General features: G+C 75.5%; 7 protein-coding genes. All 7 read left to right on the top strand.

The window, feature by feature from the left end:
• Window positions 1-33: 33 nt before the first annotated feature.
• The 7 genes from ABZ924_RS05755 to ABZ924_RS05785 all read left to right on the top strand — a co-directional run bounded on the left by ABZ924_RS05755 (window position 34) and on the right by ABZ924_RS05785 (window position 21,733).
• Window positions 34-1,560 (top strand): AMP-binding protein, encoded by a 1,527-nt coding sequence (locus tag ABZ924_RS05755; protein WP_361904630.1) that lies wholly within the window; start codon window positions 34-36, stop codon window positions 1,558-1,560.
• Window positions 1,561-1,648: 88 nt separating this feature from the next.
• Window positions 1,649-3,376 (top strand): condensation domain-containing protein, encoded by a 1,728-nt coding sequence (locus ABZ924_RS05760; protein ID WP_361904633.1) that lies wholly within the window; start codon window positions 1,649-1,651, stop codon window positions 3,374-3,376.
• An 83-nt stretch (window positions 3,377-3,459) separates the two neighbouring features.
• Complete coding sequence (locus tag ABZ924_RS05765; protein ID WP_361904635.1) at window positions 3,460-11,349, top strand: amino acid adenylation domain-containing protein; 7,890 nt, start codon at window positions 3,460-3,462, stop codon at window positions 11,347-11,349.
• Entirely contained in the window at window positions 11,342-18,556 is a 7,215-nt protein-coding gene (locus ABZ924_RS05770) for an amino acid adenylation domain-containing protein (protein WP_361904638.1), read from the top strand. Before ABZ924_RS05765 ends, ABZ924_RS05770 begins: the two co-directional genes overlap by 8 nt.
• Window positions 18,553-19,833: an MFS transporter gene (locus ABZ924_RS05775; RefSeq protein ID WP_361904641.1), complete on the top strand. Its 1,281-nt coding sequence runs from the start codon at window positions 18,553-18,555 to the stop codon at window positions 19,831-19,833. The genes ABZ924_RS05770 and ABZ924_RS05775 overlap by 4 nt, the downstream gene beginning before the upstream one ends.
• 779 nt (window positions 19,834-20,612) lie before the next feature.
• On the top strand, window positions 20,613-20,972 hold the full coding sequence (locus tag ABZ924_RS05780; RefSeq protein ID WP_361904645.1) for a hypothetical protein: 360 nt from the start codon (window positions 20,613-20,615) through the stop codon (window positions 20,970-20,972).
• A gap of 32 nt (window positions 20,973-21,004) precedes the next feature.
• Window positions 21,005-21,733, top strand: a complete 729-nt coding sequence (locus ABZ924_RS05785; protein ID WP_361904648.1) for a hypothetical protein — start codon at window positions 21,005-21,007, stop codon at window positions 21,731-21,733.
• Window positions 21,734-21,772: the final 39 nt, after the last annotated feature.

Here is a 21,772-nt window from a genome sequence, read left to right on the forward strand (position 1 = left end):
CCTCTCCCCGCACCATCCCCAGAAGGGACGCCCATGCACACCGACGACGCGCGCGGACCGCGGCTTTCGCTCGTCCGGCCCCTGATCCGTGCCGTCCGGCGCGACCCCGCGGCGGTGGCCGTCGTCGACGGCGGCGTCGCCCGCACGTACGGCGAACTCGACCGGCTGTCCGCCGAGATCGCGGGCGGGCTCGCCGCCCGCGGCCTGGGACCGGACGACGTGGTCGCCGTCCACGGCGAACGGTCCTGGGAGCGCTGCGCCGCGGTGCTCGGCGCCTGGCGGGCCGGCCTGGGCGTGGTCTGCACCGACCCGGGCATGCCCGCGCCGCGGGCCGCGCGGATCGCCCGGCTCTGCGCCCTGCTGGTCCGCCCCGACCACACCGCGCCGACCGGGCTCGGCCCCGCCGAGGTCGCCTTCGGCGAGCTGCGCGGCGCCCCGCTGGAGGAGCTGCGCGAGGGGACCGTCGGGTACGTCATCCCCACGTCCGGGTCGACCGGTGAGCCCAAGTCGGTGGCCGTTCCCCCGTCGGTGCTGGCCGCGCTCGGCGACTGGCACGTGCGGCACTGGGCCCACGACCGCCCGCCGCACACCCTCCAGGCGGCCTCGATCGGCTTCGACGTGGGCTACGAGGAGATCGTCGCCACCTGGCTGGCCGGGGCCGCGCTGGTCGTGGTCTGCGACGAGGAACGCCAGGACCCCTTCGCGCTGATGGAGCTGATCCGCGAACAGCGCGTCGCCCGGCTGTTCCTGCCGGTGGTGGGGCTGCACGCGCTGGCCACGGCCGCCGTGTTCGAACCGGACGCGATGCCCGACCTGCGGGAGATCGCGGTCGCGGGCGAACGCCTCGTCGTCAACTCCGAGGTGCGGGAGTTCTGCGGGGCCGCCGGGGTCGCCCTGGTCAACGAGTACGGGCCCAGCGAGACCCACGTGGTCACGCAGCACCGGCTGGACCCGCGGGCGGCAGCGTCCTGGCCCGAGCACCCGCCGATCGGCGGTGCCGTCGCCGCGGCGGAGCTGCTGCGCGAGGCGGACGGCGTGCTGCGGCCGTTCGCGGCGGGCGAGGAGGCGGAGCTGGTCGTCGGCGGGGGCAGTGTCGGCCTCGGCTACCTGGGCGACCCGGAGCTGACCGCGACCCGCTTCCGGACCCTGCCCCACCGCGACGGGACCCCGCGCCGCACGTACGCCACGGGGGACGTCGTCCGGTTCGACGGGGCGGACTTCCACTTCGTGGCCCGGGCCGACGACCAGCTCAAGGTGAGCGGGTACCGGGTCGAACCCGGCGAGGTCGAGGCGGTCCTGGGCGCCGTCCCGGGGGTGCGCCGGGCCGTGGTGGTGGCGGTGGAGGTCGCGGGCTCGCGCCGGCTCGCAGCCGTGTGGACCCGGACGGGGACGGACGGCCCGGGGTCCGAGGAGCTGGCCGCGGCGTGCGCCGCCCACCTGCCGGCGTACATGGTGCCCCGGCACTTCCGGCCCGTGGAGGACCTCCCGGTGACCGCCAACGGAAAGGTCGACCGGGCCGCGCTGCGGGCGCTGTTCGCCCCGGCCGGCACCGCCGTCTGAACACCGCCGTCCGACAAGCACGCGAAAGCCCGCGCAGGCCCGCGAAAGGCCCGCGAAAGGCCCGCGGAGAACGAGAACGAGGAAGACCATGAGGGGAATCGACGTGACCGAGGCGGAGCGGATCCTGTGCGGTGTCCTGGCGGACCTGTTCGGGATCCCGGAGGTCGGCCCGCAGGACGGCTTCGTCCCGCTCGGCGGTGACAGCATCATCGCCGTTCAGGTGGTCGGCGCGGCCCGCCGGGCTGGCCTGCGCATCACCGTCCGTGACGTGCTGACCCTGCCGGACGTGGCGGCCCTGGCCGCCGCCGCCCGGCCGCTGGCCCCGTCCGCCCGGGCGGCTGCCGACGACGGGGTGGGGCCGGTCCGGCCGACGCCGGTGATGCACTGGCTCGACGAGCGCGGCGGGCCCGCCGACCGCTACTACCAGTACCTGGTGGTGCGGACCCCGGCCGGGCTGACCGGGCAGGGCGCGGCCGAGGTGCTCCAGGCGGTCCTGGACCGGCACGACATGCTGCGCGTGGTCCGGGACGGCTCCGGCTGGCGGACCCGCCCGGCCGGGTCGGTGCGCGCCGCGCAGTGCCTGCGCCGGGTGGCGACGGAGGGCCGAGAGGCCACCGTCGAGGAGGTCGGGCGGGAGGTGCACGCGGCCCGCGACCGGCTCTCGGCGGTCGGTGGGGTGATCGTGCAGGCCGTCTGGTTCGACGCCGGGGCCGACCTGCCCGGGGCGCTGGCCCTGGTCGTCAACCACGTGGTCGTGGACGGGATCTCCTGGCGTGTGCTGACCGGCGACCTCGCCCGGGCCTGGGAGGCGGTCGCCGCCGGACGGGCCCCCGCCGGCGCCCTCGACCCGGTGGCCACCTCGTTCCGCCGCTGGTCCGAGCTGCTCGCCGCGGAGGCGGCCGGGGAGCGGACCGCGGCCGAGGCCCCGTACTGGAGCGGTGTGGTGCGGCCGGGCGGGGGCATCGCGGGCCGCCGCCCGCTGGACCCGGCCCGCGACCACGAGGACCGCGCCGGGCACCTCGCCCTGAGCCTGCCCGCGGCGACGGCCGGGCCGCTGCTGACGTCGGTGGCCGACCGGCTGGGCGCCGACGCCAACGAGGTGCTGCTGACCGGGCTCTCCCTGGCCCTGGCCCGGTGGCGGCCCTGCGGCCCGGAGGTCCTGGTGGAGCTGGAGGGCCACGGCCGGGAGGACATCGGCGCCGAGGCCGACCTCTCCCGTACGGTCGGCTGGTTCACCACCCTCTTCCCCACCCGCTTCGTCCTGGAGGGCCTGGAAGCGGCGGACGCCGAGGACGGCGGCCCCACCGCCGGTGAGGCACTGCGGCGGGTCCGGGAGCAGCTGCGGGCGATCCCGCGCAAGGGCATCGGGTACGGCCTGCTCCGCCATCTCGACCCGGTCGTCGGCAAGGAGCTCGCCGCGGCGGAGCCCGCGGGCCTCGGTTTCAACTACCTGGGCCGGCTGGGCGGTCCGGTCGGCGCCGACTGGCAGCTGCTGCCCGCCCACGGGGCCCGGCTCGACGCCCCCGGCCCGGGCATGCCGATGGCGCACGCCGTCGAGGTGAACGCCTTCGTCCTGGAGTCGGCGGACGGGCCCGTCCTGCACGCCGACTGGGCCTGGGCCGACGGCGTCCACGACGAGGCGGAGGTCCGGGCGCTGGCCGAGGGCTGGTTCCGGATGCTCGGCGCCCTCGTCGTCCACGCCGACCGCACCGGCCCCGCCGCCCCTTCCCCTGTCCCGCCCGCCTCCGGCCTGCTGCTCGACGCGATCGACCAGGACGAGCTGGACGACCTCGCGGCCTCCCTCGACCTCCTCTGACCCCGACCGGACCGCACCCCCGACCGGACCGCACCCCCGCCCCGCCGCCGCCCTCCCGCGGTCTCCCAGAAAGCGATCACCACATGAACACCAGCCGGCCGGCCATCGAGGACGTCCTGCCCCTCTCCCCGCTGCAGGAGGGCATGCTCTTCCACTCCGGGTACGACGAGGACTCCAAACACCTCTACATCGCCCAGTTCACCGTCGACCTGGACGGGACGCTCGACGCGGGGCGGCTGCACCGGGCCGCCGGGGAGCTGCTGCGCCGCCACGCCAACCTGCGGGTGGTCCTCACCCACCGCAAGAACGGCGACCCCGTCCAGGTGGTGCGCCGGGACATGGAGCCGGCCTGGCAGGAGCACGACCTCGGCGCCCTGCCCGCCGGGGCGGCCGACGAGCGGGCCGCGGAGCTGACGAAGGAGGACTGGGCCCAGGGCGTCGACAGCCGCCGCCCGCCGCTGCTGCGGTTCACGCTGCTGCGGCTGGCGGACGACCGGCACCGACTGCTGGTGACGGCCCACCACATCCTGCTGGACGGCTGGTCGTTCGGGCTGCTCTTCCGCGAGCTGTTCACCCTGTACGCGGGCGGCGAGCCGGAGCCGGTGCGGCCCTACCGGGAGTACCTGGCGCACCTCGCGCGCTGCGACCGGCCCGCCGCCGAGGCGGCCTGGCGCACCGCCCTGGCCGGTCTCGGTGCGCCCGGCCGGATCGCGGACGGCGCCGGCCGGGTCCTGCCCGGCGCCACCCCCGAGGACGTGGCGGTGCGGCTGGACGAGGAGCGGACGGCGGCGCTGACCGCGCGGGCCCGGGAGTGCGGGCTGCTGCTGACCAGCGTGGTCCAGGGCGCCTGGGCGGCGCTCATGGCCCGCGCCACCGGTCAGGACGACGTGGTCTTCGGTCTCACGGTCAGCGGCCGCCCCGCCGAACTGCCGGGTTCGGAGCGGATGATCGGCATGCTGATCAACACCGTGCCCGTGCGGGCCCGGATCGACGCGGCCGCCCCGCTGCGCCGGGTCTGCGCGGAGCTCCAGCGCGAGCGGGCGGGGCTGGTGGACCACGACCACCTGGGGCTGACGGAGATCCAGAAGCTGGCCGGCTCCCCGTCCGCCCTCTTCGACACGAACCTGGTCTTCGAGAACTTCCCGATGAGCGACTACGCGCTCGACCTGCCCGGCTTCGACCTGGAGGCGCGGATCCGGTTCCGGGACACCACGCACTTCCCGCTGACCCTGGTGGTCGAGCCGGGCGCGGCGCTCGGGCTGCGGCTGAGCCACCACCCCGGGCTCGTCGCCACCGAGCGGGTGCGGGAGCTGGGCGAGCGGCTGGTGCGGCTGCTGGAGCGGTGGACGGCCGACCCGGACGCGCCGGTGGAGGTCCTGGACGCGCTGACCGCGGACGAGCGCCACCGGGTCCTGGCCGAGTGGAACGACACCGCCGCCGCCCTCCCGGACACGACGCTGACCGCGCTGCTCGCGGAGCAGGCGGCCCGGACCCCGGACGCCACCGCCGTCGTCTTCGAGGGGGAGTCCCTGACCTACCGGGCGCTGGACGAGCGGGCGGGCCGCCTCGCGGACGTGCTCGCGGCCCGCGGCATCGGCCCGGAGAGCCTGGTCGCCGTCGCCGTACCGCGCTCCCTGGAGCTGATGGTCGCCCTGTGCGGGGTGCTGAAGGCGGGCGCCGCCTACCTGCCCGTCGACCCCGGCCAGCCCGCGGAGCGCAACCTCGGGATCATGGCCGACGCCGCGCCGGCGCTGGTGCTGAGCACCGGCTGGGAGGCGCCGGGGACGCCGGTGCTGCGCCTCGACGCCCCGCTCCCCGCGGCGGATCCCGCACCGCGGCCGGTGGTCCTGCCCGACCACCCGGCGTACGCGATCTTCACCTCCGGTTCCACCGGCCGCCCCAAGGGCGCGCTGGTCCCGCACCGGGCCATTGTCAACCGGTTGGAGTGGATGCAGCGGGAGTACGGGCTGGGGGCCGGGGACCGGGTGCTGCAGAAGACGCCGAGCGGCTTCGACGTCTCGGTGTGGGAGTTCTTCTGGCCGCTGCTGACCGGGGCGACCCTGGTGGTCGCAAAGCCCGGCGGCCACCAGGACCCCGCCTACCTGGCCGACCTGATCGCCCGGGAGTCCGTCACCACCGCGCACTTCGTGCCGTCCATGCTCGACGTGTTCCTGCGCGAGCCCGCCGCGGCGGGCGCCCGCTCGCTGCGCCGGGTGATCGCCAGTGGGGAGGCGCTGCCCCCGCACACCCAGGACGCCTTCTTCCGGGTCCTGCCCGGCGCGGAACTGCACAACCTGTACGGGCCGACCGAGGCCGCGGTCGACGTCACGCTCTGGCCCTGCCGGGCCGGGGACGCCGCCGTCCCGATCGGCCGGCCCGCCGCCAACACCCGTACGTACGTCCTGGACGGCCGGCTCGCCCCGGTGGCGCCCGGTACCGCGGGCGAGCTGTACCTGGCCGGCGTGCAGCTGGCCCGCGGCTACCTCGGCCGGCCCGCTCTGACCGCGGACCGGTTCGTGGCCTGCCCCTTCGAGCCGGGAGCCCGCATGTACCGCACGGGCGACCTGGTGCGCTGGCGGGCCGACGGCGTCCTCGAGTACCTCGGCCGCACCGACGACCAGGTCAAGATCCGCGGCTTCCGCATCGAACTCGGCGAGGTGCAGGGTGCCGCCGCGGGCTGCGCGGGCGTCTCCCACGCGGCAGTCGTCGTCCGCGAGGACCGCCCGGGCGACCCCCGGCTCGTGGCGTACGTGGTGCCCGGCCCGGGCGCCGCGCCGACCCCCGACGGGGTGCGCGGCGAGCTGGCCGCCGTACTGCCCGAGCACATGGTCCCGGCCGTGGTCGTGCTGGACGAGCTGCCGGTGACCCCGAACGGCAAGCTCGACCGGCGGGCCCTGCCCGCCCCCGCCCTGCGCACCGGCGGCCGCGGCGGCCGCACCGAGCGGGAGCGGATCCTGACGGGCCTGTTCGCGTCGGTGCTGGGCCTGCCCGAGGTGGGCGCCGACGACGACTTCTTCGAGCTGGGCGGCCATTCCCTGCTCGCGATGCGGCTGGTGGCGCAGGTACGCGGGGCGTTCGGCGCGGAGCTGGGCATCCGCGAGGTGTTCACCGCCCGCACCCCGGCCGCGCTCGCCGCGCTGATCGACGGCGCGGGCCGGGCCCGTCCCGCGCTGCGGCCGCAGGCGCGCCCGGAGCAGCTGCCGCTCTCCCCGGCGCAGCGCCGGCTGTGGTTCCTGGACCGGCTCGAGGGGCCGAACCCGGCCTACCACAGCGCGGTCGCGGTCCGGCTCGGCGGCCCGCTCGACGTGGAGGCGCTGCGCGGGGCGCTGGCCGACCTGGCCGAGCGGCACGAGATCCTGCGCACCGTCCACCCGGAGACCGACGGAGAGCCCCGTCAGGTCGTCCTGCCCCCGGCCCCGCCGGCCCTGGAGCTCCTCGACGCGGCCGGCGCCGACGCGGTGCCCGGGCTCGTCGCCGAGGTCGCGGGCCGCCCCTTCGACCTGGCGGCGCAGGTGCCGCTGCGGGCCGCGCTGCTCGCCTCCGGGCCGCAGGAGCACACGCTGGTGCTGGCCCTGCACCACATCGCCACCGACGGCGAGTCCTGGGGGCCGCTGCTGGAGGACCTGGCGCACGCCTACGCGGCCCGTACGGGCGGGGCCCCGGGCCCGCGCGCCCCGCTCGCCGTGCAGTACGCGGACTACACCCTGTGGCAGCGCGCCCTGCTGGCCGACGTCGCCGGGGAACAGCTGGCCCAATGGCGCACCGCGCTGGCGGGGCTGCCGGAGGAGCCCGCGCTGCCCACCGACCGGCCCCGGCCGGCCGTGGCCGACCCGGCGGGCGCCGCCCTCGCGTTCGGCCTGGACGCGGCGCTGACCGCGGAGCTGGAGGCACTGGCCCGGGCGCACGGGTGCACCGTCTTCATGGTGCTCCAGGCGGCTCTGGCGGTGGTGCTGTCCCGGCTCGGCGCGGGCACCGACGTGCCGGTCGGGACGGTCGTCGCGGGCCGCAGCGACGAAGCCCTGGACGAGCTGGTCGGCTTCTTCGTCAACACCCTGGTGCTGCGCACCGACCTCTCCGGCGATCCGACCTTCGCCGAACTCCTGGAGCGGGTCCGGGACACCGACCTGGCCGCCTTCGCCCACCAGGACGTCCCCTTCGAGCAGGTCGTCGAGGCGGTCAACCCGCGCCGCTCCCTCTCCCACCACCCGCTGTTCCAGGTGGCGCTGACGATGCGCCGGGCCACCGCCGCGGCCGCGCTGGAACTGCCCGGGCTGACCGCGGTGACCGAGGAGGTCGACGTACCGCAGGCCGAGTTCGAGCTGGCGCTGCAGTTCACCGAGGGGGCTTCCGCCGGCGAGGGACTGCGTGCGGTCGCCAAGTACCGTACGGGCCTGTTCGACGAGGCCACCGTGCGCGCCCTCGTGGAGCGGCTGCGGGGAGTCCTGCGGGCCGCGGTGCGCACGCCGCGCGGCCGGGTCTCGGCGCTGGAGGTGCTGCTGGAGCAGGAGCGCGAGCAGCTGCTCGGCGCCTGGCTGCCGCAGGGGCCGCGGGAGACCGCGGCGGGCGCCGTGCACCTGGAGTTCGCCCGCCGGGCCGCCCTGCACCCGGACGCCGTGGCCCTCGTCTCGGGCCCGGACGAGATCACGTACGGGGAGCTGGACCGGCGCGCGGACCGGCTGGCCGGGCGCCTGGCCGGGTACGGGGTCGGCGCCGAGACCCCGGTCGGCGTGCTGATGGCCCGCTCCCCCGAGGTCGTCGTCGCGATGCTGGCGGTGCTGAAGGCGGGCGGGGCGTACGTGCCGCTGCACACCGGGCACCCGGCCGCGCGCATGCAGAAGATCCTGGCCGACGCGGGCTGCCCCGTCCTGCTGGTCGACGAGGCCTTCGCCCCGCTCGGCCTGGAGTGCGCCCGTACGGTCCTGGTCACCCCCGCCGACACCGTCGGGCCGGACGAAGGGGGGTTCGCGGCCGCGCCGTGCCCGCCCGGGCAGCTCGCGTACCTGATGCACACCTCGGGCTCGACCGGCGAGCCCAAGGGCGTCTCCGTCACCCACCGGGACGTCCTGGACCTCGTGGCCGACCGGGGCTGGCACACCCGGGGCGCCGAGCGCGTCCTGTTCCACGCGCCGCACGCCTTCGACATCGCCGACTACGAGCTGTGGGTGGCGCTGCTGTCGGGCTGGCAGGTCGTCGTCGCCCCCGAGGGCGAGCCGACGGTCGCCGGGCTGGGCGCCCTGATCCGCGGGGCGGGCATCACCGCCGTGCACCTGACGGCCGGCCTGTTCCGCGTGGTCGCCGAGGAGGACCCCGGCCTGCTGGCCGGCGTCCGCGAGGTGCTGACCGGTGGCGACGTCGTCAGCCCCGCCGCGGTCCGCGCCGTGCTGGCCGCCTGCCCGGACACCGTGGTCCGCCACCTGTACGGGCCCACCGAGGCGACCCTGTGCGCGACCTCCCACCTGATCACCGGCGCCGCGGACGCCCACGGCCCGGTGCCGATCGGCCGCCCCCTGGACGGCACCCGTGCGTACGTGCTGGACGAGCGGATGCGGCTGGTGCCGCCGGGCACCCCGGGCGAGCTGTACCTCGCCGGTGCCGGAGTGGCGCGCGGCTACCACCGGCGGCCCGCGGCCACCGCGGAGCGGTTCGTCGCCGACCCGTTCGGCGCGCCCGGGACGCGCATGTACCGCACCGGCGACCTCGCCCGGTGGCGGGCCGACGGGCTGCTGGAGTTCGTCGGCCGGGCCGACGAGCAGGTGAAGGTCCGCGGCTTCCGCGTGGAGCCCGGCGAGGTCGAGGCCGCGCTGGCCGCCTGCCCGGGCGTCCGCCAGGCCGTGGTCGCCGTACGGGCCGCCGCGGACGGCGAGAGGCGGCTGGCCGGGTACGTGGTCGGGGAGGTCTCCGGGCCCTCGGTGCGGCGACGGCTGGAGCGGCTGCTGCCGGACTACATGCTGCCCTCGTACGTCCTGGTCCTGGACGCGCTGCCGCTGACCCCCAACGGCAAGGTGGACTACCGGGCCCTGCCCGAGCCCGCGCTGCCCGCCTCCGGCGGACGCGCCCCCCGGACGCCCCGGGAGGAGATCCTGGCGGGGCTCTTCGCCGAGGTGCTCGGCCTCGACGCGGTCGCCGCCGACGCGGGCTTCTTCGACCTGGGCGGCCACTCGCTGCTGGCCACCCGGCTGGTCAGCCGGATCCGCACCGCCCTCGGGGTCGAGCTGTCGCTGCGCGACGTCTTCCGCGCGCAGACCGTGGCCGCCCTCGCGGAGCTGGCCGGGAGCGCCGACCGGGCGCGGCCGCCGCTGCGCCGTGCGGAGCCCGGGCAGGGCGCGCCGCTGTCCTCGGCGCAGCACCGACTGTGGTTCGCGCACCAGGCGGAGGGCCCGTCCGGCCACCACAACGTGCCCTTCGCCTACCGGCTGAGGGGTCCGCTGGACGCTGCGGCGCTGCGTGCGGGGCTCGGTGACGTGGTGGCCCGGCACGAGGTGCTGCGGACCGTCTTCGACGAGTGCGGGGGCGAGCCGGTGATCCGGCTGCTGGAGGGTGCGGCGGCCGAGGTGCCGCTTGAGGTCCTCGCCGTCCCCGGGGCCGACGCCGCCGCCGTCGCGGACGCGGTGCGGGAGGTGACCGGCCACTGCTTCGACATCTCGGCCGAACTGCCGCTGCGGGCACGGCTGCTGGAGCTGGGGCACCAGGAGTGGGTGCTGGTGCTGGTGATCCACCACATCGCCACCGACGGCTGGTCCTGGGGGCCGCTCCTGGCCGACCTGGCCACCGCGTACGCCGCCCGCCTCGCGGGCGGGGAGCCCGTCTTCGAGCCGCTGCCCGTGCAGTACCGGGACCACACCGTCTGGCAGCGGTCCGTGCTCGGCGCGGAGGGCGACCCGGAATCGTTGATCAGCCGTCAGCTCGCGTTCTGGGCCAAGGAGCTGGCCGGCGCCCCGGCCGAGCTGGCCCTGCCCTACGACAGGCCCCGCCCGGAGGTGGCGGACTTCGCGGGCGGCTCCGTCCCCCTGGAGCTGGACGCGGAGCTGCACGCACGGCTGCTGGAGCTGGCCCGGCAGCACGACTGCACCCTCTTCATGGTCCTCCAGGCCGGCCTGTCCGTGCTCCTGTCCCGCCTCGGAGCCGGCACCGACATCCCGATCGGCACCGTCGTCGCCGGCCGCACGGACGAGGCACTGGACGACCTCGTCGGCTTCTTCGTCAACACCCTCGTCCTGCGCACCGACCTCTCCGGCGACCCGGCCTTCACGGACCTGCTCGCCCGGGTACGGGAGGGCGACCTCGCCGCCTACGCCCACCAGGACGTGCCCTTCGAGCGGGTCGTGCTGGGGGTGAACCCGGAGCGGTCCCTCGCCCGGCACCCGCTCTTCCAGGTGCTGCTCCAGGTGCAGAACGAGCCGCCCGCCCTGCCCCGCCTGACGGGCCTCACGGCGCAGCCGCACCCCGTCGAATGGGCGGTGTCCAAGTTCGACCTCGGCGTGGACCTCGGGGAGCAGCGCGCCGCCGACGGCACCCCGCTGGGCCTGGCCGGGGAACTCACCTACGCCACCGACCTGTTCGACCGTACGAGCGTCGAGCAGCTGGCGGCGGACTTGGCCCTGGTGCTGCGCTCTCTCGCGGCCGCCCCGGAGCGGCCGGTCGGCTCGGTCGACGGCCCGGCCCCGCGCACGGCCGCGGCCGCCCCCACGGCGCCGGAGCCGGCCGCGGACCCGGGCGGCAGCACCGAGGACCGCGTCCGCGCCCTGTACGCCGAAGTCCTGGACCGGGACGAGGTGGGCCCGGACGACAACTTCTTCGCCCTGGGCGGCCACTCCCTGCTGGTCACCCGACTGATCAGCCGGATCCGGGCCGAACTCGGCCGGGAGCTGAAGATCCGCCAGCTCTTCCAGCACCCCACCCCGGCCCGCACCGCCGCCCTGCTCACCGACGCGCCGAAGGCCCGTCCCACGCTCCGCCGCGCCGCCGATGCCTGAGCCGACCCCCGCCCCCGCCCCCGCCACCCGCACCACCCCGCACGCCCCTGGAGGTCCTGTGTTCCCCGTTTCGTTCGCCCAGCGGCGGCTGTGGTTCCTCAACCAGCTCGGCGAGACCGGCGCCGCGTACAACTGCCCCCTCACCACCCGGCTGCGCGGTCCGCTGGACCCGCGGGCGCTGGCCGCGGCCCTCGGCGATCTGACCGGGCGGCACGAGGTGCTGCGGACGGTCTTCCCCGAGGTGGACGGCGAGCCCGTGCAGCAGATCACCGACCGGGCGCCGGAGCTGCCCGTCGTCCGCCTCGGCGAGGCGGAGCTCGCCGGCGCGCTGGCCGCCGAGGCCGGGCACGTCTTCGACCTCACCGCCGAACTCCCGGTGCGGGCCCGCCTCTTCGCCCTGGGCGACGAGGAGTGGGTGCTGGCGCTGGTGATCCACCACATCGCCACCGACGGCTGGTCCTGGGGGCCGCTCCTGGGCGACCTGGCCGCCGCCTACGCCGCCCGGTGCGCGGGCGGGGAGCCCGCCTTCGAGCCGCTGCCGGTGCAGTACCGGGACTACACGCTGTGGCAGCGCGAGCTGCTCGGCTCGGAGGACGACCCGGAGAGCGTGCTCGGCGAACAGCTCGCCTTCTGGACGCGGGAGCTGGCCGGGATCCCGGCCGAGCTGGCCCTGCCCGCCGACCGGCCGCGCCCCGCGGTGGCGAGCTTCGCGGGCGGCTCCGTCCCCGTCGAGCTGGACGCGGAGCTGCACGGACGGCTGCTGGAGCTGGCCCGGCAGCACGGCTGCACCCTCTTCATGGTCCTCCAGGCCGGCCTGTCCGTGCTCCTGTCCCGCCTCGGAGCCGGCGCCGACATCCCGATCGGGACCGTCGTCGCCGGCCGCACGGACGAGGCACTGGACGACCTCGTCGGCTTCTTCGTCAACACCCTCGTCCTGCGTACCGACCTCTCCGGCGACCCGGCCTTCACCGAGCTCCTGGAGCGGGTCCGGGAGAGCGACCTCGCCGCCTTCGAGCACCAGGACGTGCCCTTCGAGCAGGTCGTCGAGGCCGTCAACCCCGAGCGGTCCCTCGCCCGCCACCCCCTCTTCCAGGTGATGATGACCCTCGACAGCGGCGAGGGCCCCGCCTTCGCCCTGCCCGGCCTGGAGTGCGCGGAGCAGTCCGCCGCCTGGGACGTCGCCAAGTTCGACCTCACCGTCGACTTCCAGGAACGGTGGGACCCGTCCGGCGTCCCCGCCGGGATCGGCGGAGCCCTGGAGTACGCCACGGACCTGTTCGACCGGGCCACCGCCGAGGACCTCGCGGCCGCCCTCGCCCGGGTGCTGGAGCGCCTCGCCGCCGACCCCGCCGCCCCGGTCGGGCAGACCGACCCGCTCTCCGCCGAGCAGCGCGCGCTGGTCCTGTCCGGCTGGAACGACACGGCCGCGCCGGTGCCCGCGGGGACCCTGCCCGAGCTGTTCGAGGAGCGGGCCGCCCGCACCCCCGGCGCGACCGCCCTGGTCTTCCGGGACACCGCGCTGACCTTCGCCGAACTCGACGCCCGCGCCGACGCGCTGGCCCACCGCCTCGCCGGGCACGGGGTCGGCCCGGAGCACCTGGTGGCCCTGGCCCTGCCCCGGTCCGCCGACTCCGTCGTGGCGCTGCTCGCGGTGCTCAAGGCGGGCGCCGCCTTCGTCCCCGTCGACACGGACTACCCGGCCGAGCGGATCGCCCGCCTGCTGTCCACCACGACCACCGTCGTCACCGACGCCGCGACCGCCCCGGGGCTCCCGGACACCGGCGCCGTCCGCGTCCTCGTCGACGCGCCGGGCCCGGTGCCGGCGGGCTCCGGTCCCGTCCCGGGCCGCCGGATCCTGCCCGGCAGCGCCGCGTACGTGATCCACACCTCGGGGTCGACCGGCGAGCCCAAGGGTGTCGTCATCGACCACGCGGGGCTGCGCAACCTGTACGCCTTCCACCGGGCCGGGGTCATCGCCCGCGCGGAGGAGCTGCACGGCGGGCGCCGGATGCGCATGGCGCTGACGGCCGCGCTGTCCTTCGACACCTCGTGGGAGGGGCTGCTGTGGATGGTGGCCGGCCACGAGCTCCACCTCGTCGACGACGACACCCGCCGCGACGCGGCCGCGCTGGTCCGGCACATCGCCCGCGCCGGCACCGACGCCCTCGACGTCACCCCGACCTACGCCGAACAGCTCGTCGAGGAGGGCCTGCTCGACGATCCCGCGCACCGGCCCAAGGTGCTGCTGCTCGGCGGTGAGGCGGCGGGCGCCGCCCTGTGGACGCGGGTCCGGGCCGCCGAGGGGATGCTCTGCCACAACCTGTACGGACCCACCGAGTGCAGCGTCGACACCCTGTGGTGGGACGCCGCCCTCAGCGAGGCCCCGCTCGTGGGCCGCCCGCTCGCCAACACCCGGGCGTACGTGCTGGACTCCGGGCTGCGGCCCGTCGCCCCCGGCGTCCCGGGCGAGCTGTACCTGGCCGGACCGAGCCTGGCCCGCGGCTACCTGAACCGGCCCTCGCTCACCGCGGGCCGCTTCGTGGCCTGCCCGTTCGAGGACGGCGCCCGCATGTACCGCACGGGCGACCTCGTCCGCTGGGACCGCGAGGGCCGCATCGAGTACCTCGGCCGCGCCGACGACCAGGTCAAGATCCGCGGCTTCCGCATCGAACCCGGCGAGATCGAGGCGGCCTTGCGGGCCTGCCCGGAGGTGGCGCAGGCCGCCGTGCTCGCCCGGGACGGCGGGCCCGCCGGGAAGCGCCTCATGGCGTACGTGGTGGCGGCCGCCGGCCGCAGCGCCGAGCCGGGCGCGCTGCGCGGGCGGCTCGCCGCACAGCTGCCGGACCACATGGTGCCCTCGGCCTTCGTGGTCCTGGAGGCCTTCCCGATGAACCGGAACGGCAAACTGGACCGGGCGGCGCTGCCCGCGCCGGACTTCGGCGCGCTGCTGAACTCCCGCGCACCGCGCGGGCCGCGCGAGGAGCTCCTGGCGGAGCTGTTCGCGCAGGTGCTGGAGCTGCCGTCGGTGGGCGCCGAGGACAGCTTCTTCGAGCTGGGCGGCCATTCGCTGCTCGCGACCCGGCTGCTCTCGCGGATCCGGACCGTCCTGGGCGGTGACCTGGGCATCCGGCAGCTGTTCCAGCACCCGACGGTGGCCGGGCTGGCCGCCTGCCTGGCCCAGGGCTCCGCCCCCGGGGCGGCCCCCCGTCCCGCCCTGACCGCGGCGGCGGAGCGGCCCGAGACCCCGCCGCTGTCGGCCGCCCAGCGCCGGCTGTGGTTCCTGAGCCGGGCGGGCCAGTCCGCGGGCTACCACTGCCCGTTCGCGCTGCGGCTGCGCGGCCCGCTGGACACCGCGGCGCTGGCCGCGGCCCTGGGGGACGTCACCGACCGGCACGAGGCCCTGCGCACGGTGTTCCCCGAGGCGGCGGGCGAGCCGTACCAGCGGGTGCTGCCCGCAGGGGGCGGCGTACCGCTGGAGCGGGTGGACTGCGGTCCGGAGGGGACCGCCGGGGCCCTCGACGCCCTGCTGGCCCGCCCGTTCGACCTGGCCGCGCGGCCCCCCGTACGGGCGGCGCTGCTCGCGGCCGGGCCGCAGGAGTGGGTGCTGGGTCTGGTGGTGCACCACATCGCGCTCGACGGATGGTCCTGGGGGCCGCTGTTCCGGGACCTGTCCGAGGCGTACGCCGCCCGGTGCGCGGGCGCCGCGCCCCGTTTCGAACCGCTGCCGGTGCAGTACGCCGACTACACGCTCTGGCAGCGGGAGCTGCTCGGCGCGGAGGACGACCCCGCGAGCCCGCTCTCCCGCCAACTCGCCTTCTGGAAGGGCGCGCTGGCCGGTGCGCCCGCCGAGCTGGCCCTGCCCTACGACCGGCCGCGCCCTGCGGCACCGGACTTCGCGGGCGGCTCCGTCCCCGTCGACCTGGACGCCGAACTGCACGGCCGACTCTTGGAACTGGCCCGCGCGCACGGCTGCACCCTCTTCATGGTGGTGCAGGCGGCGCTGGCCGTGACCCTGTCCCGGCTCGGCGCGGGGACCGACGTACCGATCGGGACGCCCGTCGCGGGCCGCAGCGACGAGGCCCTGGACGACCTCGTCGGCTTCTTCGTCAACACCCTCGTCCTGCGCACCGACGTCTCGGGCGATCCGACCTTCGTCGAACTCCTGGGCCGGGTCCGGGAGACCGACCTCGCCGCGTACGAGCACCAGGACGTGCCCTTCGAGCGGGTCGTGGAGGCGGTCAACCCCGAGCGGTCCCTCGCCCGCCACCCCCTCTTCCAGGTGCTGCTCCAGGTGCAGGACGGCGACGACGGCACGCTCGCGCTGCCCGGCCTCGACGTCCGCCCCGAGCCGTTCCGCTTCGACGTCGCCCAGTTCGACCTGACGCTGGACGTCCAGGAGCACCGGGACGCCGAGGGCCGCCCCGCCGGGATCTCCGGCTTCCTGGAGTACGCGGCCGAGCTGTTCGACCACGCCACCGCCAAGGACCTCGCCGCGGCCCTGGAACGGATGGTCCGGCTGCTCGCGGCGGCGCCGGAGCTGCCGGTCGGCGCCGCCGACCCGCTGACCCCCGAAGCCCGCCGGCGGGTGCTGACCGACTGGAACGACACCGCGCTGCCGGTGCCGGACGCCACCGTGCCCGAGCTGTTCGCGGCGCGGGCCGCCCGTACCCCCGACGCGACCGCGCTGGTGCACGGGGCCGAGCGGATCGGCTTCGCCGCCCTCGATGCCTGGTCCGACCGGCTCGCCCGGCGCCTCGTCCGGGACGGGGCGGGGCCGGAGCGGGTGGTGGCCATCGCCCTGCCGCGCTCCCCGGCGGCGGTGGCCGCGATCCTGGCCGTCCTCAAGGCCGGTGCGGCGTTCGTCCTGGTGGACACCGGATACCCGGCCGAGCGGATCGCGCACATGCTGGCCGACTCCGCCCCTGCGCTGCTGGTCACGGACTCCGCGACCCCCCCGCTGCTGCCGCTCGCCGAGTCGGCGCGGGTCCCGCTCGTCCTCACCGACGAGGCGGACGAGGAGGACGCCGTCGACGCCGCGGCGCCGGCTCGGCCCCGGCCGGGCGACGCCGCGTACGTCGTGTACACCTCGGGGTCCACGGGCCGGCCCAAGGGCGTCGTCGTCGACCACGCGGCGCTGCGCAACCTCTACGCCCACCACCGCGCCCACACCATGGCCGAGGGGGAACGGACCGCCGCCGGACGGCAGTTGCGGGTGGCGTTGGTGGCCTCGCTGTCCTTCGACGCCTCCTGGGACGCCCTGATGTGGATGGTGGCCGGGCACGAACTCCACCTGATCGACGACGCCGTGCGCCGCGACTCCGCCGCCTTCGCCCGGTACGTCGCCGACGCCGCCCTCGACGTCGTCGACACCACCCCGACGCACGCCGAGCACCTGATCGAGGCGGGCCTGCTCGACGCCCCGCCGCGGCTGCTGCTGATCGGCGGGGAGGCCGCGGGCGAGGGGCTGTGGAGCCGGCTGCGCGCCACCGAGGGGATGCTCGCCTACAACCTGTACGGCCCCACCGAGTGCACGGTCGACGCCTTGTGGTGGGACACCGCGCGCAGCGAGCGCCCGCTCATCGGCACTCCCGTCGCCAACACCCGCGCCTACGTGCTCGACGCGGCGCTGCGCCCGGTGGCGCCGGGGGTGCCCGGCGAGCTGTACCTGGCGGGTGCCGGGCTGGCGCGGGGCTATCTGCGGCGCCCGGGGACGACGGCGGAGCGGTTCGTGGCCTGCCCGTTCGAGGACGGGGCCCGCATGTACCGCACCGGCGACCTCGTCCGCCGGGACCGCGAGGGCCGCATCGACTACCTCGGCCGCGCCGACGACCAGGTCAAGATCCGCGGCTTCCGCATCGAACCCGGCGAGATCGAGGCCGCGCTCGCGGCGGCGCCCGGGGTGGACCGGGCCGCGGTGACCGTACGGGAGGACGGACCCGGCGGCGCGAAGCGGCTGGTCGGGTACGTGGTCCCGGCCCCCGGCGGGGCGGGCTCCGCGGTGGACGCGGCGGCTTTGCGCGCCCACCTCGCGGCGACGCTCCCCGCGCACATGGTGCCGTCGGCGTTCGTCGTGCTCGACGCCTTCCCGCGCACCCCGAACGACAAGCTCGACCGGGCCGCGCTGCCCGCACCGGAGCCCGCCGCGGCCGGGGACGGCCGGGCAAGCCGCGCGCCGCGCGGCCGGCGGGAGGAGGTCCTGGCGGGCCTGTTCGCCGAGGTGCTGGGGCTGCCGTCGGTGGGCGCCGAGGACAGCTTCTTCGACCTCGGCGGCCACTCCCTGCTCGCGGCCCGGCTGATGGCCCGGGTGCGCGAGGCGCTGGGCGAGGAGCTCGGCGTCCAGGACCTGTTCGCCGCGCCCACGGTCGCCGGGCTCGCCGCCCGCTCCGGCGGCACGGTCCCCGGCGGGGACGCGGACCCGCTGGCGCCGCTGGTCACCCTGCGCACGGGGGCGCCCGGCGCGACGCCCGCCCTGTTCTGCATCCACCCGGGCGCGGGCACCGGCTGGGTGTACCGGGGCCTGCTGGAGCACCTGGAGGCCCAACGCTCCGTACACGCCCTGCAGTCGCGGGCGCTGAGCGAGCCGGGGGCGCGGCCCGGGAGCGTCGTGGAGATGGCCGCGGAGTACGCGGCGCGGATCCGCGCGGTGCAGCCGCACGGCCCGTACCACCTGCTGGGCTGGTCCTTCGGGGCGGTGGTCGCGCACGCGGTGGCCGTGGCGCTCCAGCAGGACGGCGAGGAAGTGGCCGGCCTGACCCTGCTCGACGGCTATCCGGCGGCCCCCGGCGAGGCGGCGGCCCCGGCCGCGGACCCACTGAGCGACCTGCTGGAATCGCTCGGCTACCCGCCGCGCGAGGAGCACGACGCGGCCGCGAGGGGCCCTCTGACCCTGGCCGACCTGCTGGCGGCGGCCGCCGCCGAAGACGGCCCGCTGTCGGTCTTCGACGCGGCGACCGTCGCCGCCCTGGGCGAGGCCTACGTCCACCACGACCGGCTGGCCGCCGCCCACCGTCCGGGGGTGTTCCGGGGCGGAGTGACGCTGGCCGTCGCCGCCCACGAGCCGGACGCGCCCGGCCCGCAGGCATGGGCACCGTACGTAACGGGCCCGGTCACCCACCACCACATCCCCTGCACGCACGGCGAGATGATGGCACCCAAGCCCGCCGCCGAGATCGCCGCGCTGCTGGGCGAGGGCACGGTGGGCCGGTGAGCGCCGAGCGCGGCGCGCTGCGCCGCCGGGACTTCCGGCTGCTGTGGGCGGGAGAGTCCGTGAGCCAGTTCGGGAGCGCGGCCACCCGGGTGCTGCTGCCGCTGATCGCGGTGGACACCCTGGACGCGGGGCCCCTCACCATGGGGGTGCTGGGCGCCGCGGCCTGGGTGCCGTGGCTGCTGTTCGGGCTGCCCGTGGGCGCCTGGACCGACCGCATGCGCCGCCGACCGGTGATGATCGTGTGCAACGCGGTATCAGCGCTGCTGATGCTGTCACTGACCGCAACGGTGGCGTTGGACCTCCTGACAACAACGCAACTCATACTGGTAGCAGTCCTCTCAGGCACAGCCGACGTGTTCTTCCGGGCCGCCTACAGCGCGTACCTGCCGACCGTTCTGCCGCACGAGGAGCTCGCCGACGGCAACGCCCGGCTGCAGACCAGCGAATCGGTCGCGGAGGTCGTCGCACCGGGGGTGGGCGGGGCACTGGCCCAGGCCGGAAGCGCGGCGGCCGGCTTCCTCACCGACGGCCTGAGCTTCCTGATCTCGGCGGCCCTGCTCCTGCGCATCCGAACCCCGGAGGCCCCACCGGGCGGCGAAGAACGGAGCGCGACGAAACGTTCGCTGACGGCAGAAATCCGCGAGGGCGTGGCCTTCCTCACCCAGGACCCGTTCCTGCGCACGATCCTCCTCTGCGACGCGGCGATGAACCTCTTCCTCGCCGGCGCCCAGTCCCTGTCGATCCTGTTCCTGAGCCGGACGGTGGGCGCCCCGGGCGGGCTGATCGGCATCCTGATCGCGCTGGCCGCGCTGGGCGGCGTCCTGGGCGCGGTCCTCTCCCCTCACCTGGCCCGCCGCTTCGGCACGGCCCGGGCGGTCCTGCTGTGCGCGTTCTGCAGCGGCCCGTTCGGCCTCCTGATCCCCCTCACCACGGACGGCATAGGCCTGCTGGCCTTCCTGGCCGGCGAGTTCACCCTGATGACCGGAGTGGTAGCCGGCAACGTCATCATCGTGAGCTTCCGCCAGGCCTACTGCCCCCCGGACATGCTGGGCCGGGTCAGCTCCACGATCCGCTTCGTGATGTACGGCACGATCCCGGTGGGCAGCCTCCTGGGCGGCGCCCTGGGCACCCTCCTCACCGAACGCAACGCCCTATGGCTCCTCTACACCGCCAACGCCCTGTCTGCCCTACTCCTCCTAACGGGCCCCCTCCACACCACCCAAAACCTCCCCACACCCCCAAACCCGACCAGGGAGGCCGACGGCGTCACCCGATGAGCGCCCGGCCCCCGGGCGAGGCTGACACGGGGCCGCCTCCGGAGGCGGCCTTCGTCAGAACCGAGGATCAGCGGCCCTTGTCGACGGGCTCCAGGATCGCGACGTACCCCACGTGGTGGGTCATCGGAAAGGTGTCGCAGATCAGAGGTCCCACGTACCGGATCCCAGAGGCAGTTCTTGGCTCGGTGAAGGGCTTTCGGGCGCTCGGAGCGTCAAACGGGCGTCAACCGCCCACGTCGGCCGCACCTTCGCGGCACCGTTGCAGCAAGGTCTGTCAACAGCAGGTCAGCCACGCGTACCTCGACCACTGCGGTTCCGTATTCGGTCATGGTGCGCGTCAGTGCAAGGTCCTAGGGCCCCCGGTTTTTCTTGGCGCGGACGACGGGCACTGGAGCGACGGCTGGAGTGAATTCGCCTGCTAGCTACCCAAAGAGTAGACATCCGGCCAAGTCGGTAGATAGGCGAGCCATACACACATTCGTTCGATAGATTCACGCGGCCACGTCATTGATCAACGAGATCGGAGACATGTGTTCCGCGTGAAGAGAAGGCTCGCCACATCCTTATCCGCAGCGGCATCGGCCGCAGTGCTGTCCCTGGCAGCAGCCACGCCGGCGAGCGCGAGTCCGCCAACCGCCAGTTGCAGTGAAACTCATCAGGCCAGGATCATCTTCTGGGCGGTGGCCTGCTCCCAACCCGGCCAGCCGGTGATCGGCGCCTTCGCCACCTGGCGAAACATACCCATCACGTTCGACAGCGCGGCGCCCCAGGGGACGACAGTGCAGGCGTCGAACTACCTGACCATGGTGCCCAACACCGAGGGCGGCATGTTCGCCAACCACATCGAGGTCGGGCTGTACGCGGAGCAGACCGGCCCTTCGAGCAGTACGTACGGTCCACGGTGGACCGAAGTCGGCAACAGCGGTGGCAAGACCCACGCCATCACCCAGGGCATAGACCCGGACAAACCGAACAACGTCAACCACACCTACATGACGATCCGGCAGGCGAGCGGTGACCAGTGGGACGTGCTGTACGACTTCAACTGGGTCGGCAGCACCACCGACCAGCTGAAAGTCCCGCGGGGCAACCCCAACCGCATTGACATCGGCCTGGAGGTCATGGGCAGCAGTACGTAACGGTCCCCGAGATCGCCAACCGGGTGCAGTACATGGCCGAGAACAAGGTCTGGTCCCGCTCCGCCTCCGCTGACACTGCGCAGGCCGTCACTTTGGGCGTGTGCGGTCAAAGGAGTCCATGGGACCCGAACTTCATCTACACTCCGCCGAACTGCTTCAAGGCGAAGCTGACCGACGGCGCCAAGTTCACGCAGTGGGCCGTGAGCAAGCCTGGCGCAGCCGGCTCCTCCCCCGTCGCGCCGCGAACCGCTCCGATCGTGCCGCAATCGGCACCCGGCCGTGCCCCAGTCGGCACGTTCAACGGGACCGACCAGGACGCGCTCGCCCGGTGTATGGCCGAGGACCCCGGCGCATGCCTTGTGACGGTGCCGGGGCTGGCGGAGTGCGTACGCACCGCGAAGCAGTGCAACGCCGCCGCCCTGACACCCACCGCATCACACCCCACGCGTGCGCCGTCGGCGCGGTCCTCAACGCCTCCCGTTCCGTCGCCGCTGGATATCGGTGGGCGCGCTGCGGCGGCGTTCGGCGTCCCGGTGCAGGACGTTCACGTCAGCATCGGCAGCAGCAACAACACCTCCGGCAAGACGGTGCCTTCGGCTGGGCCGCAACCGGAAGATGGTGCCGTCTGGACGGTGAAGTCCGAGGCGATGACCAAGGGCCTTTCCGTCCCCGGCACCGTCGTCCGGGGGTTCCGTGCCACCTACTCGGCTGCAAGCGGCCGGCTTCTTGACGCCTGCTGGGGGCAGATGTGCGCCCGATGACCCGCACTGTCCCCGCTTCAGGAGCCTCCCTGCGTCTGC

Origin of the sequence: Streptomyces sp. NPDC046876, assembly GCF_040645035.1 — a bacterium.
GTDB lineage: Bacteria > Actinomycetota > Actinomycetes > Streptomycetales > Streptomycetaceae > Streptomyces.